The sequence below is a fragment of the Odoribacter sp. Z80 genome (assembly GCF_009935865.1).
Lineage (GTDB): Bacteria > Bacteroidota > Bacteroidia > Bacteroidales > Marinifilaceae > Odoribacter.
This window is the reverse complement of sequence record NZ_QWEL01000002.1, coordinates 46,337-66,906: the sequence shown is the minus strand read 5'-3', so window position 1 is coordinate 66,906 and position 20,570 is coordinate 46,337. Positions and strand designations below refer to the sequence as shown.

Here is a 20,570-nt window from a genome sequence, read left to right as displayed (position 1 = left end):
ATCAATAATTTAAAAAAGTGATGATGATACGAATGAATCAACTGGATTTCAGTTACCGGAAAAAGAATGTATTTTCTGGTTTGAATCTGACTTTGTCTGAGGGCCATGTATATGGTTTGTTGGGAAAAAACGGAGCAGGAAAGAGTACTTTGCTAAAATTGATGTGTGGTTTGTTGTTTCCTGAGCGTGGAGAGATTAACGTTATGGGTTATTTGCCTTCTGCGCGAAAACCTGCGTTTTTATCCGAATTGTTTTTTATACCTGAGGAAATCTATTTGCCTGATTTGAAAATGTCCGCGTATGCAGAACTGCTTCGGCCGTTTTATCCGCGTTTTGACAGACAAATGTTGGAGGAGTATATGGAAGAGTTCGAGGTGTCGTTGGACGAGAGAATGAGCCGGATGTCATACGGACAGCGTAAAAAAGCCTTGATATGTTTGGGCTTAGCTTGCAATACCCGTTTGTTGGTCATGGATGAACCGACCAACGGTTTGGACATTCCTTCGAAAAGCCATTTCCGCTGTTTAATAGCTTCTGTCGCAACGAAAGACAGATGTATTATCATATCTACACATCAGGTGCGGGATTTGGATAATCTCATTGATGCCTTGGTGGTAGTGGAAGAAAGTAGAATATTGGTCAATGTGACGACTGACCGGATTACGGAAAAATTGGTTTTTAAGAATCTGGAGGAGGATGAATCGGCTTTGTTTGCAGAAGAATCCGTGAAAGGTCGCTGGGGAGTAGTGGTTAATGAAAATGGCGAGGATAGTAAGTTGGATATGGAACTTTTTTTCAATGCGGTTTTGCAACATCCCGAAAAGATACGGGCGATTTTTGGTAACGACAAGGTAAATGATTAATTGTGTAATGATGAAAGAAATTTTTGATATATGCCGCTTTAAGGCTTTGGCATGGAAATATTACCGGGAAAATATGAAAACCATATTGATTTTTCTCGGAGTGATGGTGGTGGTTACTTTTATGGTAGTATGTAAGTTTAATCCGTTCAGAATGGAGTATACGAGCTTGTATACCGGGTCGAATTATTTGGACCGTTATTATGGCATGTTCGCTAAAATATTTTGGGGATTATTGGGATTTTTTCTACTGTTTGCGGCGAGTTATTCGTTTGCGGATTTTATGTCCGGGAAAAAATCATTCGGGGCATTGCTGTTGCCCGCTTCTTCATTTGAAAAGTTGTTGCTGGCCATATTGAATTCCACTGTTGTGGTTTTCTTGCTTCATGTAGCCGTATTTTACAGTGTGGCCCATGTGGCCTGTTCTTATAAGTATACTGGTTTTAAAGAAGCCGATAAAATTGCTGTCGCGGAGTCATGGTCCGGTTTTTCCTATCCTGTACTGACATCGGGTGCGGAGATTGTACATCCGAAAGTGGGAAATGTTTTTTCTGTGGTGGACAGGTTTTCGGAATCATCGGCTTATACCCGGGAGGTTGAGGATGGGACGGGAGTGAGAAAAGAGAGAACGGTTTATTTTACTCCTTTTGTCGTATGGAATTTGCTGATTATGTATTGGCTCTATTTTGTGTTTGTATTTATGTGGGGCTCCATTACTTTCCGAAAACGTTCTGCTTTGCTGACCATACTTGTACACGGCCTGTTTTTTCTGTTTTTAGGTTGGTTGGTGTATCGGGTTGGAACAGTATTTTGGAAAATTCCGAGGGAGGAGGCCATGCTTTACGGGTTGTATTTCTATAATACCGGAGAACTTGTTCCTCTTTCAGCTTCATGGCTGTTGCTTTTGTATATTGTGCCTTTGACCTACGTGGGAATTATTTGGAAGAAATTAAAAAATAAACAAGTTTAACCGGAAAAAGACGATTATGAAAAAATATGATTTTTGTTTGTTGGCTTTATACGTTTGTTTAGTCGTGGTATTTTTTGTTATTGCATGGGGGTACGATCAGACCAGGCGACAGGAAAGGAGAAAAGGAATACAGTATTTTGAGGAAATTTACCGGACTCCGGTTAAAACAGTTGTTTTCCAAGATACGGATGCTGCGATTGTAGTGGATGGGGCCGTTCAGAATCAATTGGAAAACGGCCTGGAATTTTCGGGAAGTTTCGATGTCAGGTATGCGGCCTGTTTTAAAATATCGGGAGATACCCTGGTGTTTTCCGGAGGGCGGAGTAAACATAACGGGTCATATCCGGATATACATAATTTAAAATTGCATGTTACCCGCCATATCCGGGTGGATACGATAAATGCTCCCAATGTTAGAATAGAACGAACATTAACTGAACAAGATGGAATTTAAGGATACACAAGCGATTTATCTGCAAATTGTCGATTGGATGTGCGACAATATTGTCAAAGAAAAATGGAAGTCTGACGAACGGATTCCTTCTGTCCGGGAATTGGGCATTTTGCTGGAGGTGAATCCCAATACCGTAATGCGTGCATATGAATGTTTGCAAAATCAGCACATTATCTATAATAAACGTGGGCTCGGTTTTTTTGTCAGTGAGGATGCTTCCGTCCGGATTACGGAAAGGAAACGTACGGAGTTCATCGGACAAGTGTTGCCGGAGTTTTTCCGCCAGATGAAATTATTGGGTATTTCCTGGGAAGTTATTCACTGCGAATTTGAAAAATTGAACCGGGAGGAGGATTCTTGAAAAAATGCGTTATTTTTATCGGCTGATAAAGGAGTTGGTATGGAAAAACGTAAAATGTATAATGCTTATGCGGATTTGGAAGGATACAACTGTTTCGGTTGTTCTCCTTCTAATCCTTACGGATTGAAATGTGAGTTCGTCGATGAGGGGGAATATGTGACCTGTCATTGGCAGCCTACCGGAAATTATCAGGGATTTTTTCATATCTTGCACGGCGGAATCCAGGCAACCTTGATGGATGAGATTGCCAGTTGGGCTATTTTTTCTCATGAAAGGACGGCCGGAGTGACAACGGAAATGAAAATCACATACCGGAGGCCTGTGAGGACAGATGGGGGTGAGATTTGGCTCAGGGCAAAAGTAACGGAGGTGCATAAACGCTTGGTGACGGCGCGGGTAGAATTATTTAATGAGAAGAATGAGCTGGCTGCGGAAGCGGATGTGGTGTATATGGTTTATCCGGAAGAGATAGCCCGGAAAAAATTGGACTGGCCTGGTGTTGAGGCATTTTATAACTCAGAGAAATAGAACAATTGGAATTCAGACATGAAATATAAGAATATAGTTTGGGATTGGAATGGTACCTTGCTCAATGATTTGGAAGTAGGAGTGACAACTTTGAACGATATGTTGGGGCGAAGGAAATTGCCTTTGTTGACTTGCCGGCAATATAAAGATAAGTTCGGATTTCCTGTCGCGGACTTTTATAGGGAAGTAGGATTTGACTTGAAACAGGAATCTTTGCATGATGTGTCGGTCGATTTTGTAGAGACTTATAACCGGTATGCAGAAAAATTAGAGTTGAATGAGCAGGTTTACGAGGTGTTGGAAACAATTCAGGGAGCAAAGATAAAGCAGTATGTTTTGTCCGCTTTACGGGAAGATTTGTTGGAGCAGATGGTCCATGATTTTGATATTGCTGTCCGGTTTGACCGGGTTTGCGGGTCCGATAATATTTATGCGGAAGGAAAAATAGAACGGGGACTGCGAATGCTGGAAAAGTGTCCGGTTTGTTCTGCTGAAACCTTGATGGTGGGCGATACGGTTCATGATGCGGAGGTTGCCTGTGCTTTGGGATTTGATTGCATTTTATTTGCCGGAGGACATAACAGTGAATGGCGGTTGGCGGAAAAGGCTCCGGTTATTCATCAGATGAAAGAACTGCTTGAGAAGGTGATTCCATAGGTGTTTCCGGAATCAACCTTCTCAAGCAGATTACCATAGAGGCCATTGTTTATAGGGTGTATTGAAACAATTGAGCCAAGATGGTTTGGTATTCTTTTTCTATATCTAAGTAGTTTTGTATGCTTTCATAGAGCATATTGATTTCTACAAAATAATCCAGCATAGAGATTTGTCCGGCTTCCAATGCTTTGTTTAACAGGAGTTCGTTTTGTTGTGAGGATAGGGCTGTCTGATAGGCTTTTCGGGATATTTCCAATGCCTGAGCCTGCCCGTAGAGTTGCTGGAGTGTGATTTTTAAATTCAATGTATTGTCTTCCATATAGGCATTGGCATATTCGGCCTGTGCTTTGGCTTGCTTAACGGTGTTTTTGCTTTCCCATAAAGGAATGGACATGCCGATTTTAAAACCGTTCATTTTCTCTTCACTGCCTCCGTTGCGCCGATAGCCTATGTCAAACTTTGGCAGACTGAGTGCGCGGTTCACTTTTATTTCTTGTTCTGCGGTCCGGGATTCTTCGGCCAGGCTGTTTAGTTTCGGGTCTGCAGCAAGGTAGGCGGCTTCCAGTTGGGAAAATTCCGGAAGTGGTGGTAGAATGGGGAATATGGAGTCTGAAAATGAAATGACTACACCTCCGTTTAATTGCTGTAAAATATCCGACTGAGCTTGCAGATTGGCAGTATTGAGCCGGCTGGCATTTTCTGCATTGATTTTTTCTAACAGGATTTTGTTATATTCCAATTGGTTGGCATCTCCTGATTCCAGACGTTTTTGGTATAGTTGAGTCAACAATGCGGTGTTTTTCAAACGACGTTCCAATAGTCGTTTTTGTTGCTGCAGATAAATGATTTCCAGACAGGTCTGTTGGGCTGCCAACAATATTTCCTGACGGGTTGAGGCATATTGCAAATCTGATACAGTGTTTTGGGACTTGATCAATTTGTTTCGGTGGATATAGGCGGAAGGAAAGTCGAAGGATTGGACAACTGCCAGTTCATTTGCGTTTTTTCCTCCTCCGTTTTTTGCCCAAAGCTGGTTTAGTTCTACCGTCGGATTAGCCAGGTTGTTATTGGTTCGGTTTTCTAATTGTCGGGCTTGTTTTAATTTTTGTCCGGCCTGGATAGTTTTGTTATGAAGTTCGATGCTGTTCAATACTTCGCTTACGGTGCTTTGGGCAAATAAACCGGCAGGAAGGCTGAAGCATAAAATAAGGATATAGAGATTTCTTTTCATAATATTTTAATGGACTAATGTATTTGTTTGTTTTGAATTTTGGTTTAAAAGGTAATACACAACGGGTACTACAAAACCGTTCAGGAGGGTGGAACTTAGTAATCCTCCCAGAATAACCTGGGCCATAGGGCTCTGAATTTCATTGCCGGGCAAGTCTCCTCCTATGGCTAAGGGTATGAGGGCTAATGCGGAGGTGAGAGCCGTCATCAGAATTGGATTCAGCCGGTCCTGTGAACCCTGGATGATACTTTCCCGGAGATTGAATCCTTGTTTGCGGAGGGTGTTGTAGTGTGCAACTAAAAGTATACCGTTGCGGGTTGCGATACCGAATAAAGAGATGAAGCCGATGATAGAAGGTATGCTGATGACTCCCGAGGTGAACCAAATGCTGATGACTCCTCCGATAATGGCGAGAGGAAGATTCAGCATGATAATACCGGAAAGCGAAAGGCTTCTGAATTCATGGTAAAGGATGAGGAATATCAGCAGGATGGAAATCAGGGACGTCAGAAAAAGAGTGCGGGAAGCGGCAGCTTCGCTTTCAAATTGTCCGCCATATTCGATGTGATATCCTTCCGGCAGGGAGATCCGGTCGGCGATAGTGGCTTGTATGTCATTTACAACTCCTTTCAGGTCGCGGCCGGCAACATTGGCTGATACCACTATTTTGCGTTGTACATTTTCCCGGCTGATGGTATTGGGACCGCTCAGAGGAAGAATTTCTGCTATGTAATGGAGGGGGATTTTACGTCCGTTAGCATCCAGGGTTAATTCTCCGACATGTTCCATCGTAGCTCTTTGACTGTCCTCTACTTTCACAGTCAGGTCGAAAACCTTTCCTCCTTCGTTAACTTGTGAGATAACTTTCCCTGCTAAAGCTACCTGGATGAATTCCGAGAACTGGGGGAGGGTTATGCCGTATTTAGCCAATATATCCCGTTTGGGAATGATTTGTAGCTGGGGACGTTCAATTTGTTGCTCTAAGGTTAAGTCTGCGATTCCGTCGATATTCTGTATCGTATTTTTGATTTCATTTCCGAGGTTGAAAAGTTTGTTTAAATCTGCTCCGAACAGTTTTATGGCTATGTTTGCCTTTGTACCGGAGAGCATGGCATCAATCCGGTGGGAGATGGGCTGGCCGATTTCAATGTTGGCTCCTTTTAATTGTCCTAATTGTTTGCGAACATCGGCCAGAAATTCGTCCCGGCTTCGTTCCTGCAACACAAAAGGAGCTTCGATTTCGGAAGTATTCACCCCCAGAGCATGTTCGTCCAGTTCGGCACGTCCTGTTTTTCTGGCCACAGTTTGAATTTCCGGAATGTTCATCAAAACTTTTTCGGCCAGCAATCCCATTTTATCCGATTCTTCCAGGGAAATTCCGGGCATTGTACTTACATTGATGGTAAGCGAACCTTCGTTGAAAGGAGGCAGGAAGCTTCTGCCTAATTGAAAAAGCAGGATTAAAGTTATGATGAGTAGTCCGCCGGCAGTTCCCAGGATTATTTTTTTGTGGTGGAGGGCCCATTGGAGGGACTTTTGGTATATCCTTTTTAAGCTTCTGGAGACATAGGGCTCTTTTTCGCTTTTTTGTAATGCTTTGGGGGTTGCCAGTAAATAGCTGCAAAGCACGGGAGTAAGTGTCAAGGCTATGATGGTAGAAGCGAATAACGCGACAATAAAGGCGATACCTAAGGGAATCAGCATGCGTCCTTCCATACCTGAAAGGAAAAATAACGGCAGAAAGCATGCGACGATAATCAAGGTAGAGTTCAGGATGGGGGTGCGGACTTCTTTTGAACCTTCGAAGACGATTTTTAAAGTAGCTTCTTGTTCTGTTTTGGGCTTTAAGTGATTCTCCCGTAGCCGTTTATATACATTCTCCACATCCACAATGGCATCGTCCACCAATGACCCGATAGCAATGGCTAAACCTCCGAGACTCATGGTGTTAATGGTCAGCCCGAAAGCATGCAGAACGAGAATGGCCATCAACATGGATAAAGGTAAAGCGACTAATGAAATCAAGGTGGTCCGGAAATTCATGAGGAAGAAAAACAACACAATAACGACAAAAACAGCTCCTTCAAATAAAGCTTTTTGTATGTTATTGATGGAACTTGTGATGAAACGGGACTGCCTGAATATATCAGTGGAGACAGTAACATCCTGAGGCAGAGTTTTTTGCAATTCAGCGAGTGAAGCGTCTAATTTGTCCGTTAATTCCAGCGTATTGGTGCCGGGTTGTTTGGTTACGGTGATGAGGACTGCCGGCTGACCTTTTTCCGAGGCCAGACCTAATTTCGGAGTTTTGGCGCCTATACGGACTTCGGCAATATCAGCTATGGTGACAGGCAGATCATTCGTGGTTTTTATCACTGCTTTTCCCAATTCTTCCGGATGGGTTGTTGCCAGAGTGCCTTGAACGATATATTCGTTTCCATATTCATAAAGGATACCCCCTGTGGCATTTTGGTTCATATTTTCTACTACCGGAAGAATTTCGTCCAGACTAATGTTGTAGTGTTTCATCCGGATAGGGTCAAGAAGAATCTGATATTCTTTAATATCCCCACCAATAACGGCAACCTGAGCGACACCTCCGGTAGACAGGAGGCGGGGGCGTATGGTCCAGTCTGCAATGGTCCTGAGGTCCTGTAAAGAGGTTGTTTCGGCTGTCAGTCCGATAATCATCATTTCTCCCAGAATGGAAGACTGAGGGCCTAAGGTAGGGCGTCCCGCATTCGTGGGCAACGCATCTCCAAGGGTAGACAGTTTTTCAGATACGATTTGCCGGGCTGTATAGATGTTTGTTCCCCATTCAAATTCAACCCATACTACCGAGAAACCGGTGGTGGAGGAGGAACGGACCCGCCTGACATCTGTGGCCCCATTAACGGCTGTTTCTATGGGGAAAGTAACGAGGCGCTCCACTTCTTCCGGTGCCATTCCCTGGGCTTCTGTCATGACAACTACTGTGGGAGCATTCAGGTCCGGAAAAACATCAACCTCCATTTCATGGGCAGTAATACTTCCCCATATGAGTAGGGCGATGGCTGCTATCATGACCAATAGGCGGTTGTGTAGCGAATATTGTATGATTTTATTTAGCATAATGATGTATTCTTATAATTTCGAACAGATGATTTTAATGGGGTAGCTTTGAAGTAATATTGCTGAAATCTTGATTTAGTGTTCGTGGTTATGTCCCGGAATTGTTCCGGATGAGGCAGCCATTTTCACTTGGTAGGCACCACGGGTAACTACCCGCTCGCCGGGTTTCAATCCTTTCAATATTTGTACTTCCTTTCCGTCATTGACCCCGATTTCTACTTCTTGTTTCTGAAAACCTTCTTCATCCAATTGTTTGTAGACATAAAAATATCCCATTTCATTGGTTAAAGCACTCAGGGGGATATGGATGACATTTTCCATCGGAGAAGAAATAAGATAAATTTCGACAAAAGCACCGGGAATGATTTCTCCCCGATTGTCAAATTCGAAGGTCACCGGAATATAGAAACTGTTGTTCTCGGCAGTTTTGCCGGCTGACAAAAGTTTGCCGGCTAAATCGGACAAGCGGTACGTTTGGTTGTCGTAAGGAGTCCGGAAGTTTGCACTTTGGATACGATTCAGAGAACCGTAGTGTTTTTCGGATACATCGGCCCGCAAAATCAACCGTTTATTTTGGGAGATAGTAGCTACAGTCTGACCTGCAGTGACATACTCTCCGTCTTTTATAGCAATGTTTTTAATATATCCGGTTAAGGGGCTGGTTAGGCTTATTCCCTGAGAGGAGTGTTTGTCGGAAATGGCGTCATAAGCAATTCTGGCATTCTGGTAGTTCAGGCGGATTTCTTCAAATTCTTTCTGAGAAATGATTTTGTCTGCCACCAGTTTTTGTGCCCGTTCGTATTCTGCGGTTGTTTTTTCATAGTTGGCAGAAATCCGGGAATAGTAATCTCCTTCGCTGATGTTTTTGGAGGCAATGTGAAATAAGATTTGCCCTTTATGGACGGCACTGCCTGCCGTAAGTTTATGGTTGGCAAAGGAGATGATACCATTATTGGTCGCGACGAGCGCAGATTCATCTCCCGGTGCCGGAAGTATTTGACCACTGGTTTTTATGACCTGGTGGAAAACACCCGGTTGTATTTCTTCTACTTTAAAATCGGTTTGTGCTGCCTGTTTTTTTGTAAAGATAATTTCATCCCCGTGTCCGGCATTTTCATTTTCGTGGTTGTGACCTTCATGATTTTCTGTGATTTTATCTGAATGGTCATGAGTGGATGCGTTTTTACAGCCGTATAAAAATAGAACGGGCAAAATAATAAATATAATAAATGATTTCATGGTGGTGCATATTTGTAATGTTAATTTCAGAAATCCGATGAGTCAGGCATGTGCAAGTGACGGTACATGCTATGGACTGTATGGTTTGCTGACAGAAAATGATAGGGGGTCATTCACTTAACCCCGATATGGAGGGGCTCTGCCGGAAAAATCAAAAATAAAACAGGTCGCATGGAGTTTTTCCCGGTAGAAGCCGGAAAAAAGGAGTTTATTTTCGGCTTCTGATGAAAGAAAATTCAGTAGATCCGAAAGGACAAAGAAAGTTTCTATAAAATATTTTCCTTCATCCAAAGAATGGGATGAAGATGAATTCCGGATAGGCTGGGTTTGGAAAAGATTTCTGCCGCAACTGTGGTGTGTGTCTGGAATATTTTTCTCGGGGGTATGTCCCGGTATCGGAGCTCCGGACTCACAGTGTGTTGCTTCAAAACAGATATAATCTCCGTGGTGATGATGAGGTATTACAGCAAAAGCAAGCATGATGATGCTTGCGAAAGAAATAAAAAATATTGCTGTAAAGTTTTTTAAATTCATCTGCCGGATTTGATAAACAAATATAACTTTTTTATGGAGCAGCGCAAAGGTTTTCGTTTATTTTAATAAAAAATTCATATTTGTTTCATTCGCTTTTAACGAAAGGGGGAGGCGGTATTATTTTTTGTGGATTTCAAGAAAGCCTTGAATCATCATTTCTGCTGTGGATGGGTTGGTAGCAATGGGAACATTGTGTACATCGCAAACCCGCATCAGCATTTGTACGTCCGGTTCATGGGGATGTTTTCCCAGAGGGTCACGAAAGAAAATAACCATAGATACTTTATGTTCTGCGACCAGTGCGGCAATTTGTGCATCTCCCCCTAATGGCCCGGATAATAAACGCTCTACTTCTAATCCTGCATCTTGTGCATGTTTGCCGGTAGTTCCTGTTGCTACGATTTCTGTGCCTACAGATTTCAGAAAGTCCATGTGCTTGTTGAGAAAGGCAACCATTTCTGCTTTTTTCCCGTCATGGGCAATAACTGCAATTTTCATGGTAGTATTCAATTTTATTGGTTTGTTTTACGAAATTACACATTTTATTGTTGATATGAAGGATGAGCATAAAAATATTTACGTACTCGATTGCGGGAAAGACAGATACCTGTTAACTACCTAAAATAATTTGCCGGCTGCTGTTCCGATAATTGAATCGGTATCGTTGAAGAACTCTTTGTATAGAACTTTGTCCTGCTCACCCAATATTTGGGGGGCAAGGGGTTCAGGAATGACATAATATCTTCGGAGATGGTTATCAAGGGGGCGGTAGACATAATGGCTCAGATACCGCATCTGATAACGGGTGCGTCCATATATCCTTTTTAAGGTTAATTCTACGCTGATTCCGCCATTGGTGTGGCGTTTACTTTGGTTAGATACGAAATTACCGAGTGAGTAAACCGTAATACCGGTGGTGTCTTGGCCGCTTATGACATATTCCAGAGGTTGTACGACGTGGGGGTGTGAGCCGATGACGATGTCAACTCCCTGAGAATGTAGCCAATGGGCCAGCCGTTTTTGTGCCTGAGTGGGGGAGGTTTGATATTCAATGCCCCAATGTACAACGGCGATGATGTTGGTTGCTGAGTCCACTATGGCTTTGTTGATGTGTCTGAGCATGGTCAGAGTATCAATCATGGACACGACCTGGCCTTGGGTAACAGGGATTCCATTGGTTCCGTAAGTATAGCTAAGCAAAGCGATTTTAAAGGGATAATGCCGAATGTATAAAGGTGTTTGGGTGACCCATGAGATACTGTCGGTAAAAGTACCGGTGTGGGGGAGGTTCAAAGAATCCAGATAGTAGAGTGTTTGTTTTATGCCTTGAGCTCCTTTGTCACAACTATGATTGTTGTTGGTGGTCAGGATATTTACGCCGCTTTCTTTCAGGTCTCGTGCCAATTGCCAGGGGGCGCAAAACTGGGGATAGCCACTGAAGTTACGGTTAGAAAGGGTTGTTTCGAGGTTGGCAAAAACATAGTCTGCTTTTTTCCAGTAGGGACTGATGTATTGGAAACACGGCAGATAATTATAATCTTTTCGTAAGGTATCCCAGGCTCCTTTGATTTGAGGGGCATGTTGCATGACATCCCCTGTAAAAAAGAGAGTGAGGTCTTCCGAGGTAGTATTCCGGTCCGGATGAATCCAGGGCTGGCTGTATGTCGGATAAAACAGGAAACAAAATCCCAAGAAAAAGAGTAGCTTCATACGTGATAAATAAAAAGAGACAAAAACAGAAAATGGATTTCAGTCTTTGTCTCTATTACAGTAGTTTTGTCTGACTTATTTTTTCAAAACAAATTTAAAATCAGCTTCGGTGGGTGGGGTACATTGTCCCCCTGTACAAGCCATAAATTCAATGAAACCTACGAGATTGGCTTCCGGTTTGGTTACCTTTACCCGTTGTACGAAAGTCACTGAATTGGTGAAAAAACGCAGCTCCATGTCAAAAGCCTGGCTATGCTCGGTTTTTGGGGTGCTGGTTGCTTTGAAGTTTCCAACCAGTTCGATTCCGGAAGTTTCATCTTCATCGAGATTAAAACTGGTTGAAAGAGGACCTCCTTCCGGCAACTTCGTGTCATAAAGGTGCCAGGTGGCATCAATGGTTGCTTTGCATTCAATATCGTAAATGCCTTCACTGATTTGTTTGGTGTTAAATTGCCATTTCACCGGTTTTAAGATCTGGGCAGTTACAGTGGTGGTGAAAACTGCCGCTAACATCAATATTGCAAATCTTTTTTTCATTTCTGATTTCTTTAGTAATTACTTTATATTTAGACAAAGTAAAGAAATAAAATGCTAACCTTTATATCAAACAGGTGTTAAAAGTTACTTAATGAATAATTAAAGTGTTTTTTTCACTTCTACTTCCTGATAACCTTCAACAATATCGCCTACTGCGATGTCGTTGTAATTTTCGATATTCAGACCGCATTCGAATCCTTTGGCAACTTCTTTTACATCATCCTTAAAACGTTTTAAGGAACCGAGAGCTCCGGTATAGATGACAATGCCGTCCCGAATGACACGTACTTTTGCCGTACGGTTGATTTTTCCGTCCCGGACGATACAACCTGCGATAGTGCCTACTTTGGAAATCCTGAATGTTTCCAGTACTTCTACTGTACCAATAATTTCTTCTTTGATTTCCGGAGAAAGCATTCCTTCCATGGCTGATTTTAATTCTTCTATTGCCTGGTAGATGACAGAGTAAAGCCGGATGTCGATCTGTTCTTTTTCTGCTAATTTACGGGCGCTCATAGAAGGACGTACCTGGAAACCGACAATAATGGCGTTGGAAGCTGCGGCCAGCAATACATCGCCTTCCGTAATCTGTCCGACGGCTTTATGAATAATGTTTACCTGGATTTCATCTGTCGACATTTTGATCAGAGAATCGGACAATGCTTCGATAGAACCGTCTACGTCACCTTTCACGATGATATTTAGCTCCTGGAAGTTACCGATTGCAATACGGCGTCCGATTTCGTCCAGGGTAATGTGTTTCTGGGTACGCAGGCCTTGTTCTCTCTGTAATTGTTCCCGTTTGTTGGCCAATTGTCTGGCTTCCTTATCATCGGCCATGACATTGAATTTATCTCCGGCCTGAGGAGCTCCGTTGAGTCCCAAAATCAAAGTTGGTTCTGATGGACCTGCTTTTTCTATTTTTTCGCCTCTTTCGTTAAACATTGCTTTGATATGCCCGAAATACTGGCCTGCCAATACGATGTCTCCGGTTTTTAGGGTTCCGGATTGTACCAGTATGGTGGCAACATAACCACGTCCTTTGTCGAGAGAGGATTCTATGATAGATCCTGTCGCTTTTTTGTGCGGATTCGCTTTCAAATCCAGCAATTCGGCTTCCAGCAGGACTTTTTCCAAAAGCTCTTCAATATGAAGTCCTTTTTTGGCTGCTATTTCCTGGCATTGGTATTTACCGCCCCATTCTTCTACCAGATAGTTCATATTGGCCAGTTCCTCGCGGATTTTATCCGGATTGGCACCTGGTTTGTCGATTTTATTAATGGCAAATACAATGGGAACTCCGGCGGCACTTGCGTGGTTGATGGCCTCAATGGTTTGGGGCATGACGCTGTCATCCGCTGCTACAATGATAATGGCAATGTCTGTTACCTGAGCTCCACGGGCCCGCATGGCTGTAAAAGCTTCATGTCCCGGAGTATCCAGGAAAGTGATGGCCCGGCCATCGGCTAACTTCACATTATAAGCACCGATATGCTGGGTGATTCCTCCCGCTTCTCCTGCAATTACATTGGTTTTGCGAATGCTGTCCAACAGAGAGGTTTTACCGTGGTCAACATGTCCCATCACCGTTACGATGGGAGGACGCGGCAGCATGTTTTCTTCTGAATCATCTTCTTCCTCTTCGATGGCTTCTTGTATTTCCACACTGACGAATTCTACGGAATATCCGAATTCATCAGCCACGATATTGATGGTCTCTGCGTCCAGACGTTGGTTGATGGAAACGAACAATCCCAGGGACATACATGCCGAGATGACCTCTGTAACACTGATGTTCATCATGGTCGCTAACTCTGCCACAGTAACAAACTCAGTGAGTTTGAGAATGCTTTTTTCTTTTTCTTCCTGTTCTATTTCGGCTTGTAGCTTTTGTTGGGCAGCATCCCGTTTGTCCCGGCGGTGTTTTGCTGTTTGGGATTTTCCCTTGCTTCCTAAACGGGCAAACGTATCTTTAATTTGTTTGTCTATATCTTCTTCGGAAATTTCGGTTTTTTCGTTTTTCTTTTTCTTTAATTTCTTCAGTTTTCTCTTGTTTTCTTCAATTTTTGCGTTTTTATTGGGAGAGGGCAGTGGTTCTAACTGAACTTTTTCATCCTGACGGTGGATTCTTTTTCTTTTTTTCCGGATATCTGAGTCTTCCTCTCCTGCTATCTCGGACATATCCTGTGATATTGTATTTTCCGAGGTGGCAATAGGCTTGTTGCTTTTGCGGAGTTCTTTCCGGTCGCGTTCTTTTTCCTGCTTGCTTTTTTTAGGAGGTCGGGTCCGTTGATTGATGGCATCCAAATCAATGGTTCCGACAACCTTTACGTCTTTTAAAGCCGGCTGGGCTAATTTAAAAGGCGTACCGGGTTCTTGGGGTTCTTCCTTTACTTCAGGAATTTCCTCTTTCGTTTCTGATGCGGGCGTCTGAACTTCCGGCATTTCTTCTGGTTCTGAAGCCTGTTCGGTATTTTCCGTTATTTCAGGGGTCTCCGTAACAGAGGTTTTGTGGTCTAAATCAATATGATCCACTATTTTCAGTTTACTTTCCAATTTGACTTCATCCTTTATCGAGATGAAATCATCTTCAGATTTTTGTGTTTCTGTTTCCGTAGAGACGTTGCCTGCTTCATCCAATGTAACGGTCTCTTTTTTCTTTCGACTATTTTTTAAATCAACCAAAGAAGATTCTTTCTTCACTAAACTGTCGGATGAAAATTCCTTAGCCACTAACGCATAATCTTCGTCGGTTAATTTGGCATTGGGGTCTGAGGATATTTTAATCCCCTTGCTATGCAGGAATTCTACAATAGTAGAAAGTCCTACATTAAATTCTCGGGCTATTTTACTTAATCTAACTGCCATATTGTTCAATTGTAGATTTTAGATTTACGATTCAAAAATTTCATCTCTGTTCATTCCGCTGCTATCGTAAACCGTAAATCAAAAATTACTTCTTCGTTAATCTTCAAATTCTGCTTTTAAAATGCTGAGTACTTCCCTGATGGTTTCTATCTCCAGGTCTGTACGGCTTTCCAGTTCTTCTTCACTTAGTTCTAAAACGCTTTTCGCCGTATCACAACCCACACGTTTCAGTTCGTCAATGACCCATCCTTCAATTTCATCAGAGAATTCGTCCAAATTCACATCTTCTTCCTGGGTTTGGTCTAATTCCCGGTATACGTCAATTTCGTAACCGGTAAGCTGACTGGCCAGCTTGATATTGAGGCCGCCTTTACCGATCGCCAGAGAGACTTCTTCTGGATCCAGGTAAACATTGGCTTTTTTGTTTGCTTCGTCAATTTCTATGTTTTTTATTTTAGCCGGATTTAAGGCCCGGGTAATGTATAACTGTAGATTATTCGTATAGTTAATGACGTCTATATTTTCATTTCTCAGTTCCCGGACTATACCATGAATGCGCGAACCTTTCATCCCGACACAGGCACCTACCGGGTCTATGCGGTCATCATAAGATTCGACAGCAACTTTCGCTCTTTCTCCGGGCACGCGGACAACATTTTTGATGGTGATTAATCCGTCGAATATTTCAGGAACTTCATTTTCAAAAAGTCTTTCCAGAAAGACCGGAGAAGTACGGGAAAGAATGATATAGGGATTAGCGTTCCTCATTTCCACCCGGATGACAACCGCTTTAATGGAATCTCCTTTTTTGAAGAAATCGGTCGGGATCTGTTCCTGTTTCGGTAAAATCAATTCATTCCCATCATCATCCAGCACCAGCATTTCTTTTTTCCAGACCTGGTAAACTTCTCCTAAGATGATTTGACCGACTTTATCTTTATATTTGGTATAGATATTGTCCTTTTCCAGTTCGAGAATACGGGCCGACAGATTTTGGCGCAAAGCCAGTACAGAGCGGCGACCGAAATCTTTAAATTTCACTTCGTCGGTAACTTCTTCTCCTATTTCGTAGTCTTCATCGATTTTTTTCGCTTCACTGATGGTGATTTCGGTGTTGGGATTTTCCAGTTTGTTGTCTTCTACGACAGTCCGGTTTCTCCAAATCTCAAGGTCACCTTTATCTATATTGATGATGATGTCGAAATTTTCGTCTGTTCCGTATTTCTTTAACAACATATTTCTGAAAATGTCTTCCAGTACTCTCATTAATGTTGCCCTGTCTATATTTTTAAATTCTTTGAATTCAGCGAATGAATCGATCAGATTGATGTTTTCCATTTTGATGTTGAACTTTTATTATGTGATTATTGTATTTAGACTGACTTTAAAAGACGACAATGTCTTTTATTTCTTTTATTTCTTTCCGTGGAATTTGTTTTTCGGTTTTTATCAATTGTTTTTTCTTGCTTCCTTCTATCGTTTTCTTTTCTTCATATTCGATGGTTATGTTTTCGTCATCATAAGCCTTCAACGTGCCCGTGAGTGTCGTGTTATCGTTCGTTTTGACTTCAACAAGTTTATTCAGATTCTTTTGGAATTGTCCTTCCACTTTAAACGGGTATCCGATTCCGGCACTACAAACCGTTAGTTCAAAGTCTTCTTCGTCCCGGTTCAGGTGTTTTTCTATTTCACGGCTGATGTCTATGCAAGTTTGAATGTTTACCCCCGAAAGTGAATCTATAAGAATCTCTATTACATTGTTTTTAGAGAGGTTGAGGTCCACCAGGAATAATCCTTTGGACGTCAGGATGGGCAGGGCAATGTCTTTGATGGTTTCGCTTTTCATAAATCGGTTTGATTTTTTTTCGGTAACAAAGAAGAGGGGACCTCACTGTCCCCTCTTCTTAGCTGTTCGCTAAATCGCGACAAATATAGGATTAATTATTGAATTATAAAATATTGAGTGCCATTTTCTTTTGATTTTATGAAATACCCGAAAAAATAGAAAAACGAAGATTGGGAGTGGTGATAATGAACGGATCGGTAGTATTCTGCTGTGTAGTAGACAGATATGTAAAAAATAGAGTTTCCGCGACATAGTTAATTTTGAAACATATCCGCAATATCTTTATGAGTTACAAATAAAATTTGTAGATTTGCGAAAATTTTAAAATCATGGAATTTAAGGCAAAAGATATTGCAGCGTTGCTAAAAGGTGTGGTGGAAGGTGACGGTGAAGTGCTCATTTCCAATGTTTCTAAAATAGAAGAAGGAAAACCTAATACCTTAGCTTTTTTGGCTAATCCCAAATATGAACATTACATTTATAGTACGGCGGCTTCTGTCGTGTTGGTGAATCAGGATTTCTGTCCGTCGAGGGAGGTGCCCTGCACTTTGATTCGGGTGCCGTCTGCTTATGATGCTATTGCTTCGCTACTCTGTATGTATGAAGAGATGATGCGTCCCAAACCTCAGGGAATAGAGCAGCCTTCTTTTATCTCAGAAGGAGTTGCTTTGGGGGAATCGGTTTATGTGGGGGCCTTTGCTTATATCGGAAAAGGGGCAAAAATCGGTAACCGGGTAAAAATATATCCTCACGCTTATATCGGGGAGGGTGTCGTGATAGGAGACGATACGGTGATCTATGCCGGTGTAAAAATATATTACGGATGTGTTATCGGAAGCCATTGTACCGTTCATGCAGGGACGGTTATCGGTGCTGATGGTTTTGGTTTTGCTCCTGCGGGAGAGGACTATAAAAAAGTGGCTCAGATTGGAAATGTGGTGCTGGAAGATTATGTTGAAGTGGGGGCTAATGCCTGTATAGACCGGGCTACGATGGGTTCAACCCGGATAAAGAAAGGGGTGAAGTTGGATAATTTGGTGCAGATTGCCCATAATGTGGTAGTCGGGGAAAATACGGTAATGGCTGCTCAGTGTGGTATTGCCGGAACGACTAAAGTGGGGGCACATTGTATGTTTGGCGGACAGGTGGGGGTTGCTGGCCATTTGAAAATAGAAGACCGCACTATGCTGGCTGCCCAAACCGGAGTTACAAATGACGTAGCTGCGGGTTCTGTGTTTATGGGAGCTCCTGCCTTTGATGCGGCAAAGTATCGGAAGTGTTATGTCTTGTTCCGGAAATTGCCGGAATTGTACGGACAGCTTCGGGATCTGGAAAAAGAAATACAAACATTAAAGTTAAAACAATAATGTCAGTAAAACAGACAACATTAAAAGGAGAATTTTCCGTTAAAGGGAAAGGTTTACATACCGGAAAAGAAGTGGAAGCTGTCTTTAAACCGGCGGACGAAAATACAGGCTATCGGATTGTCAGAACCGATTTGGAGGGGGCACCTGAAATCCCGGCATTGGCTAAGTATGTGGAATTTGCTGATCGGGCCAGTTGTTTGCAGAAAGAAGATGTGAAGATTTTTACGCTGGAACATGCGATGGCTGCTTTATATGGTTGCGGAATTGACAACTGCCTGATTGAATTGAGCGGAGAGGAATTTCCTATTTTGGACGGGAGTGCTCGGTTTTATGTTGAGGGTATTGAAAAAGTAGGTATTGAAGAACAGCAGGCTGAGCGTCGTTTCTTTACAGTAAAAAAGAAGATAGAGTTTTATAATGAGGAAACCAATACTCGTATTACTTTGTTGCCGGATGAGGATTATAGTATTCATACTGTTGTTGCTTACGATTCGCCTTATTTGAGTTTACAGTATGCGTCTTATTCTGCTTCTGAAACGAATTTCAGTAAGGAAATAGCTCCTTGCCGTACTTTTGTTTTTCTGCATGAAGTAGAAGCTTTACTGGCGCATAATTTGATTAAAGGCGGGGATTTAAGCAATGCCATTGTTATCGTAGACCGTAAAATGGATCAGGAAGGGATTGACCGCCTGGCAAAATTATTTGGCTATGAAAATGTACAGGTGAAAGAAGGGGTGTTAAATAACCTGGAGCTCTACTTCAAAAATGAGCCTGCCCGTCATAAATTGCTTGATGTTATGGGTGATTTGGCTTTGTGCGGCCGCTTTATAAAAGGACGGGTGATTGCTGAACGTCCCGGTCATAAGGCGAATGCTTCCATGGCTAAGATGATGTATAAAGAGATCCTGGCAGAAGAGAAAGATGATGCTTATCCTTTCGATGTGGACATTAATGCAGAGCCTTTAATGGATATCAATAAAATCCGGACTTTATTGCCACACCGGCCTCCGTTTTTATTGGTGGATAAGATTTTCAAGGTGACTGATAATATGGTGGTCGGATGTAAAAATGTGACCATGAATGAACCTCATTTTGTGGGGCATTTCCCTGAAGAACCGGTCATGCCGGGAGTGTTGATTGTGGAAGCGATGTCCCAGTGTGGGGGAATTCTCGTATTAAGTGGTGTGCCTGACCCTGAAAATTATTCAACTTATTTCATGAAAATAGATGCGGTGAAATTCCGTAATAAAGTAGTGCCTGGCGATACGTTGGTGTTTAAGTTGATTACTACGGCTCCGATAAAGCGAGGGGTTGTGCAAATGAAAGGATATGCTTTCGTGGGGAAAAAGCTGGTGTGTGAAGGAGAATTTATGGCTCAGGTAGCAAAAACCAAAAACTTATAATTATATTTGCGGACTGAATGATTCAGATAAATATAGTATTCATTAAATAATAAACGAATGAAACAACCGTTAGCATATGTTCATCCGGAAGCTCAGGTTGCTGATAATGTGGTGATAGAACCTTTTGTGACGATTGACAAAAATGTGGTAATAGAGGAGGGAACGCGGATCGGATCGAATGTAACAATTCTGGAAGGTGCACACATCGGTAAAAATTGTAAGATTTTTCCGGGAGCAGTTATTTCTGCTGTTCCTCAGGATTTGAAGTTCAGAGGTGAAAAAACTACTGTAAAAATTGGGGATAATACCACTATTCGTGAATGTGCAACAGTTAACCGGGGAACAGCAGCTCGCGGAATCACAGAGGTCGGGAGCAACTGTTTGATCATGGCTTACGTTCATGTTGCACATGACTGTAAAGTGGGTGACAATTGTATTATCGGTAATGCCTGTCAGTTGGCTGGAGAAGTTTTTGTGGATGATTATGCCATTTTTGGCGGAATGACTGCTGTGCATCAATTCTGTCATATAGGAAAACATGTGATGATACAGGGAGGTTCCCTGATTGGTAAGGACGTACCTCCGTATGTTAAAGCCGGACGTTTGCCGCTGTCTTATGCCGGAGTAAATTCCATTGGCTTGCGTCGTCGCGAATTTACGAATGAAAAGATTAATGAAATTCAGGATATTTATCGCATCCTTTTTCAATCTGGTCTGAATGTGTCGGATGCAATTGAGCGGATAGAAGCTGAAATGTCTGCATCGAAGGAAAGGGATGAAATCATTATGTTTGTCCGGAACAGTAAACGGGGAATCATGAAAGGATATATGGGATAATCTTTCTTCTTCTCCAGAAGAATAAAAAAGATGTATGAAAACAATTTCATACATCTT

General features: G+C 42.3%; 19 protein-coding genes. 9 read left to right on the top strand and 10 right to left on the bottom strand.

The features are described from left to right. Window positions 1-23: 23 nt before the first annotated feature. The 6 genes from D1136_RS02055 to D1136_RS02030 are packed head-to-tail and all read left to right on the top strand — an operon-like array spanning window position 24 to window position 3,830. Complete coding sequence (locus D1136_RS02055) at window positions 24-863, top strand: ATP-binding cassette domain-containing protein (RefSeq protein WP_161875971.1); 840 nt, start codon at window positions 24-26, stop codon at window positions 861-863. 10 nt (window positions 864-873) lie between these two features. Then, window positions 874-1,830 (top strand): hypothetical protein, encoded by a 957-nt coding sequence (locus D1136_RS02050; protein ID WP_161875970.1) that lies wholly within the window; start codon window positions 874-876, stop codon window positions 1,828-1,830. Between the two features lie 16 nt (window positions 1,831-1,846). Further along, a complete protein-coding gene (locus D1136_RS02045; protein WP_161875969.1) occupies window positions 1,847-2,284 on the top strand; it encodes a hypothetical protein in 438 nt (145 codons plus the stop codon). Further along, window positions 2,274-2,645 (top strand): GntR family transcriptional regulator, encoded by a 372-nt coding sequence (locus D1136_RS02040; RefSeq protein WP_161875968.1) that lies wholly within the window; start codon window positions 2,274-2,276, stop codon window positions 2,643-2,645. The genes D1136_RS02045 and D1136_RS02040 overlap by 11 nt, the downstream gene beginning before the upstream one ends. 39 nt (window positions 2,646-2,684) lie before the next feature. Then, window positions 2,685-3,173 carry a PaaI family thioesterase gene (locus tag D1136_RS02035; RefSeq protein WP_161875967.1) on the top strand — a complete coding sequence of 163 codons (489 nt, stop codon included), beginning with the start codon at window positions 2,685-2,687 and terminating at the stop codon, window positions 3,171-3,173. A gap of 18 nt (window positions 3,174-3,191) precedes the next feature. After that, on the top strand, window positions 3,192-3,830 hold the full coding sequence (locus tag D1136_RS02030; RefSeq protein ID WP_161875966.1) for an HAD family hydrolase: 639 nt from the start codon (window positions 3,192-3,194) through the stop codon (window positions 3,828-3,830). Between the two features lie 49 nt (window positions 3,831-3,879). Here the strand turns inward: D1136_RS02030 and D1136_RS02025 are convergent, their stop codons facing one another. The 10 genes from D1136_RS02025 to rimP all read right to left on the bottom strand — a co-directional run bounded on the left by D1136_RS02025 (window position 3,880) and on the right by rimP (window position 16,906). Further along, entirely contained in the window at window positions 3,880-5,061 is a 1,182-nt protein-coding gene (locus tag D1136_RS02025; RefSeq protein WP_161875965.1) for a TolC family protein, read from the bottom strand. A 6-nt stretch (window positions 5,062-5,067) separates the two neighbouring features. Then, window positions 5,068-8,172 carry an efflux RND transporter permease subunit gene (locus D1136_RS02020; protein ID WP_161875964.1) on the bottom strand — a complete coding sequence of 1,035 codons (3,105 nt, stop codon included), beginning with the start codon at window positions 8,170-8,172 and terminating at the stop codon, window positions 5,068-5,070. 75 nt (window positions 8,173-8,247) lie between these two features. Further along, window positions 8,248-9,411, bottom strand: coding sequence for an efflux RND transporter periplasmic adaptor subunit (locus tag D1136_RS02015; protein WP_161875963.1), 1,164 nt, complete (start codon window positions 9,409-9,411; stop codon window positions 8,248-8,250). A gap of 117 nt (window positions 9,412-9,528) precedes the next feature. After that, entirely contained in the window at window positions 9,529-9,945 is a 417-nt protein-coding gene (locus tag D1136_RS02010) for a DUF6769 family protein (RefSeq protein ID WP_161875962.1), read from the bottom strand. A 117-nt stretch (window positions 9,946-10,062) separates the two neighbouring features. Continuing rightward, window positions 10,063-10,443 carry a methylglyoxal synthase gene (locus D1136_RS02005; protein ID WP_161875961.1) on the bottom strand — a complete coding sequence of 127 codons (381 nt, stop codon included), beginning with the start codon at window positions 10,441-10,443 and terminating at the stop codon, window positions 10,063-10,065. Between the two features lie 120 nt (window positions 10,444-10,563). Continuing rightward, window positions 10,564-11,655 (bottom strand): CapA family protein, encoded by a 1,092-nt coding sequence (locus D1136_RS02000; RefSeq protein ID WP_161875960.1) that lies wholly within the window; start codon window positions 11,653-11,655, stop codon window positions 10,564-10,566. 75 nt (window positions 11,656-11,730) lie between these two features. Next, entirely contained in the window at window positions 11,731-12,192 is a 462-nt protein-coding gene (locus tag D1136_RS01995) for a protein-disulfide reductase DsbD domain-containing protein (protein ID WP_161875959.1), read from the bottom strand. Between the two features lie 99 nt (window positions 12,193-12,291). Then, on the bottom strand, window positions 12,292-15,060 hold the full coding sequence (gene infB / locus D1136_RS01990) for a translation initiation factor IF-2 (protein ID WP_161875958.1): 2,769 nt from the start codon (window positions 15,058-15,060) through the stop codon (window positions 12,292-12,294). 96 nt (window positions 15,061-15,156) lie between these two features. Further along, the gene (nusA, locus tag D1136_RS01985) at window positions 15,157-16,398 is read right to left on the bottom strand and encodes a transcription termination factor NusA (RefSeq protein ID WP_161875957.1); all 1,242 of its coding nucleotides are present in this window, start codon (window positions 16,396-16,398) and stop codon (window positions 15,157-15,159) included. Window positions 16,399-16,444: 46 nt separating this feature from the next. Further along, window positions 16,445-16,906: a ribosome assembly cofactor RimP gene (gene rimP / locus D1136_RS01980; RefSeq protein ID WP_161875956.1), complete on the bottom strand. Its 462-nt coding sequence runs from the start codon at window positions 16,904-16,906 to the stop codon at window positions 16,445-16,447. Window positions 16,907-17,235: 329 nt separating this feature from the next. On the opposite strand from rimP, the gene lpxD reads away from it, so the two are divergent. Genes lpxD through lpxA form a run of 3 tightly spaced genes read left to right on the top strand, consistent with a single transcriptional unit; the run spans window position 17,236 to window position 20,513 of the window. After that, window positions 17,236-18,273, top strand: a complete 1,038-nt coding sequence (gene lpxD / locus D1136_RS01975; protein WP_161875955.1) for a UDP-3-O-(3-hydroxymyristoyl)glucosamine N-acyltransferase — start codon at window positions 17,236-17,238, stop codon at window positions 18,271-18,273. Next, window positions 18,273-19,676: a bifunctional UDP-3-O-[3-hydroxymyristoyl] N-acetylglucosamine deacetylase/3-hydroxyacyl-ACP dehydratase gene (locus D1136_RS01970; RefSeq protein ID WP_161875954.1), complete on the top strand. Its 1,404-nt coding sequence runs from the start codon at window positions 18,273-18,275 to the stop codon at window positions 19,674-19,676. Before lpxD ends, D1136_RS01970 begins: the two co-directional genes overlap by 1 nt. Before the next feature lie 57 nt (window positions 19,677-19,733). After that, window positions 19,734-20,513 carry an acyl-ACP--UDP-N-acetylglucosamine O-acyltransferase gene (gene lpxA, locus D1136_RS01965; protein ID WP_161875953.1) on the top strand — a complete coding sequence of 260 codons (780 nt, stop codon included), beginning with the start codon at window positions 19,734-19,736 and terminating at the stop codon, window positions 20,511-20,513. The last annotated feature ends 57 nt before the right edge of the window (window positions 20,514-20,570 follow it).

Coding starts and splice junctions, on each gene's coding strand:
- D1136_RS02055 (WP_161875971.1), top strand. CDS start 24: ATGATACGAATGAATCAACTGGATTTCAGTTACCGGAAAAAGAATGTA.
- D1136_RS02050 (WP_161875970.1), top strand. CDS start 874: ATGAAAGAAATTTTTGATATATGCCGCTTTAAGGCTTTGGCATGGAAA.
- D1136_RS02045 (WP_161875969.1), top strand. CDS start 1,847: ATGAAAAAATATGATTTTTGTTTGTTGGCTTTATACGTTTGTTTAGTC.
- D1136_RS02040 (WP_161875968.1), top strand. CDS start 2,274: ATGGAATTTAAGGATACACAAGCGATTTATCTGCAAATTGTCGATTGG.
- D1136_RS02035 (WP_161875967.1), top strand. CDS start 2,685: ATGGAAAAACGTAAAATGTATAATGCTTATGCGGATTTGGAAGGATAC.
- D1136_RS02030 (WP_161875966.1), top strand. CDS start 3,192: ATGAAATATAAGAATATAGTTTGGGATTGGAATGGTACCTTGCTCAAT.
- D1136_RS02025 (WP_161875965.1), bottom strand. CDS start 5,061: ATGAAAAGAAATCTCTATATCCTTATTTTATGCTTCAGCCTTCCTGCC.
- D1136_RS02020 (WP_161875964.1), bottom strand. CDS start 8,172: ATGCTAAATAAAATCATACAATATTCGCTACACAACCGCCTATTGGTC.
- D1136_RS02015 (WP_161875963.1), bottom strand. CDS start 9,411: ATGAAATCATTTATTATATTTATTATTTTGCCCGTTCTATTTTTATAC.
- D1136_RS02010 (WP_161875962.1), bottom strand. CDS start 9,945: ATGAATTTAAAAAACTTTACAGCAATATTTTTTATTTCTTTCGCAAGC.
- D1136_RS02005 (WP_161875961.1), bottom strand. CDS start 10,443: ATGAAAATTGCAGTTATTGCCCATGACGGGAAAAAAGCAGAAATGGTT.
- D1136_RS02000 (WP_161875960.1), bottom strand. CDS start 11,655: ATGAAGCTACTCTTTTTCTTGGGATTTTGTTTCCTGTTTTATCCGACA.
- D1136_RS01995 (WP_161875959.1), bottom strand. CDS start 12,192: ATGAAAAAAAGATTTGCAATATTGATGTTAGCGGCAGTTTTCACCACC.
- infB (WP_161875958.1), bottom strand. CDS start 15,060: ATGGCAGTTAGATTAAGTAAAATAGCCCGAGAATTTAATGTAGGACTT.
- nusA (WP_161875957.1), bottom strand. CDS start 16,398: ATGGAAAACATCAATCTGATCGATTCATTCGCTGAATTCAAAGAATTT.
- rimP (WP_161875956.1), bottom strand. CDS start 16,906: ATGAAAAGCGAAACCATCAAAGACATTGCCCTGCCCATCCTGACGTCC.
- lpxD (WP_161875955.1), top strand. CDS start 17,236: ATGGAATTTAAGGCAAAAGATATTGCAGCGTTGCTAAAAGGTGTGGTG.
- D1136_RS01970 (WP_161875954.1), top strand. CDS start 18,273: ATGTCAGTAAAACAGACAACATTAAAAGGAGAATTTTCCGTTAAAGGG.
- lpxA (WP_161875953.1), top strand. CDS start 19,734: ATGAAACAACCGTTAGCATATGTTCATCCGGAAGCTCAGGTTGCTGAT.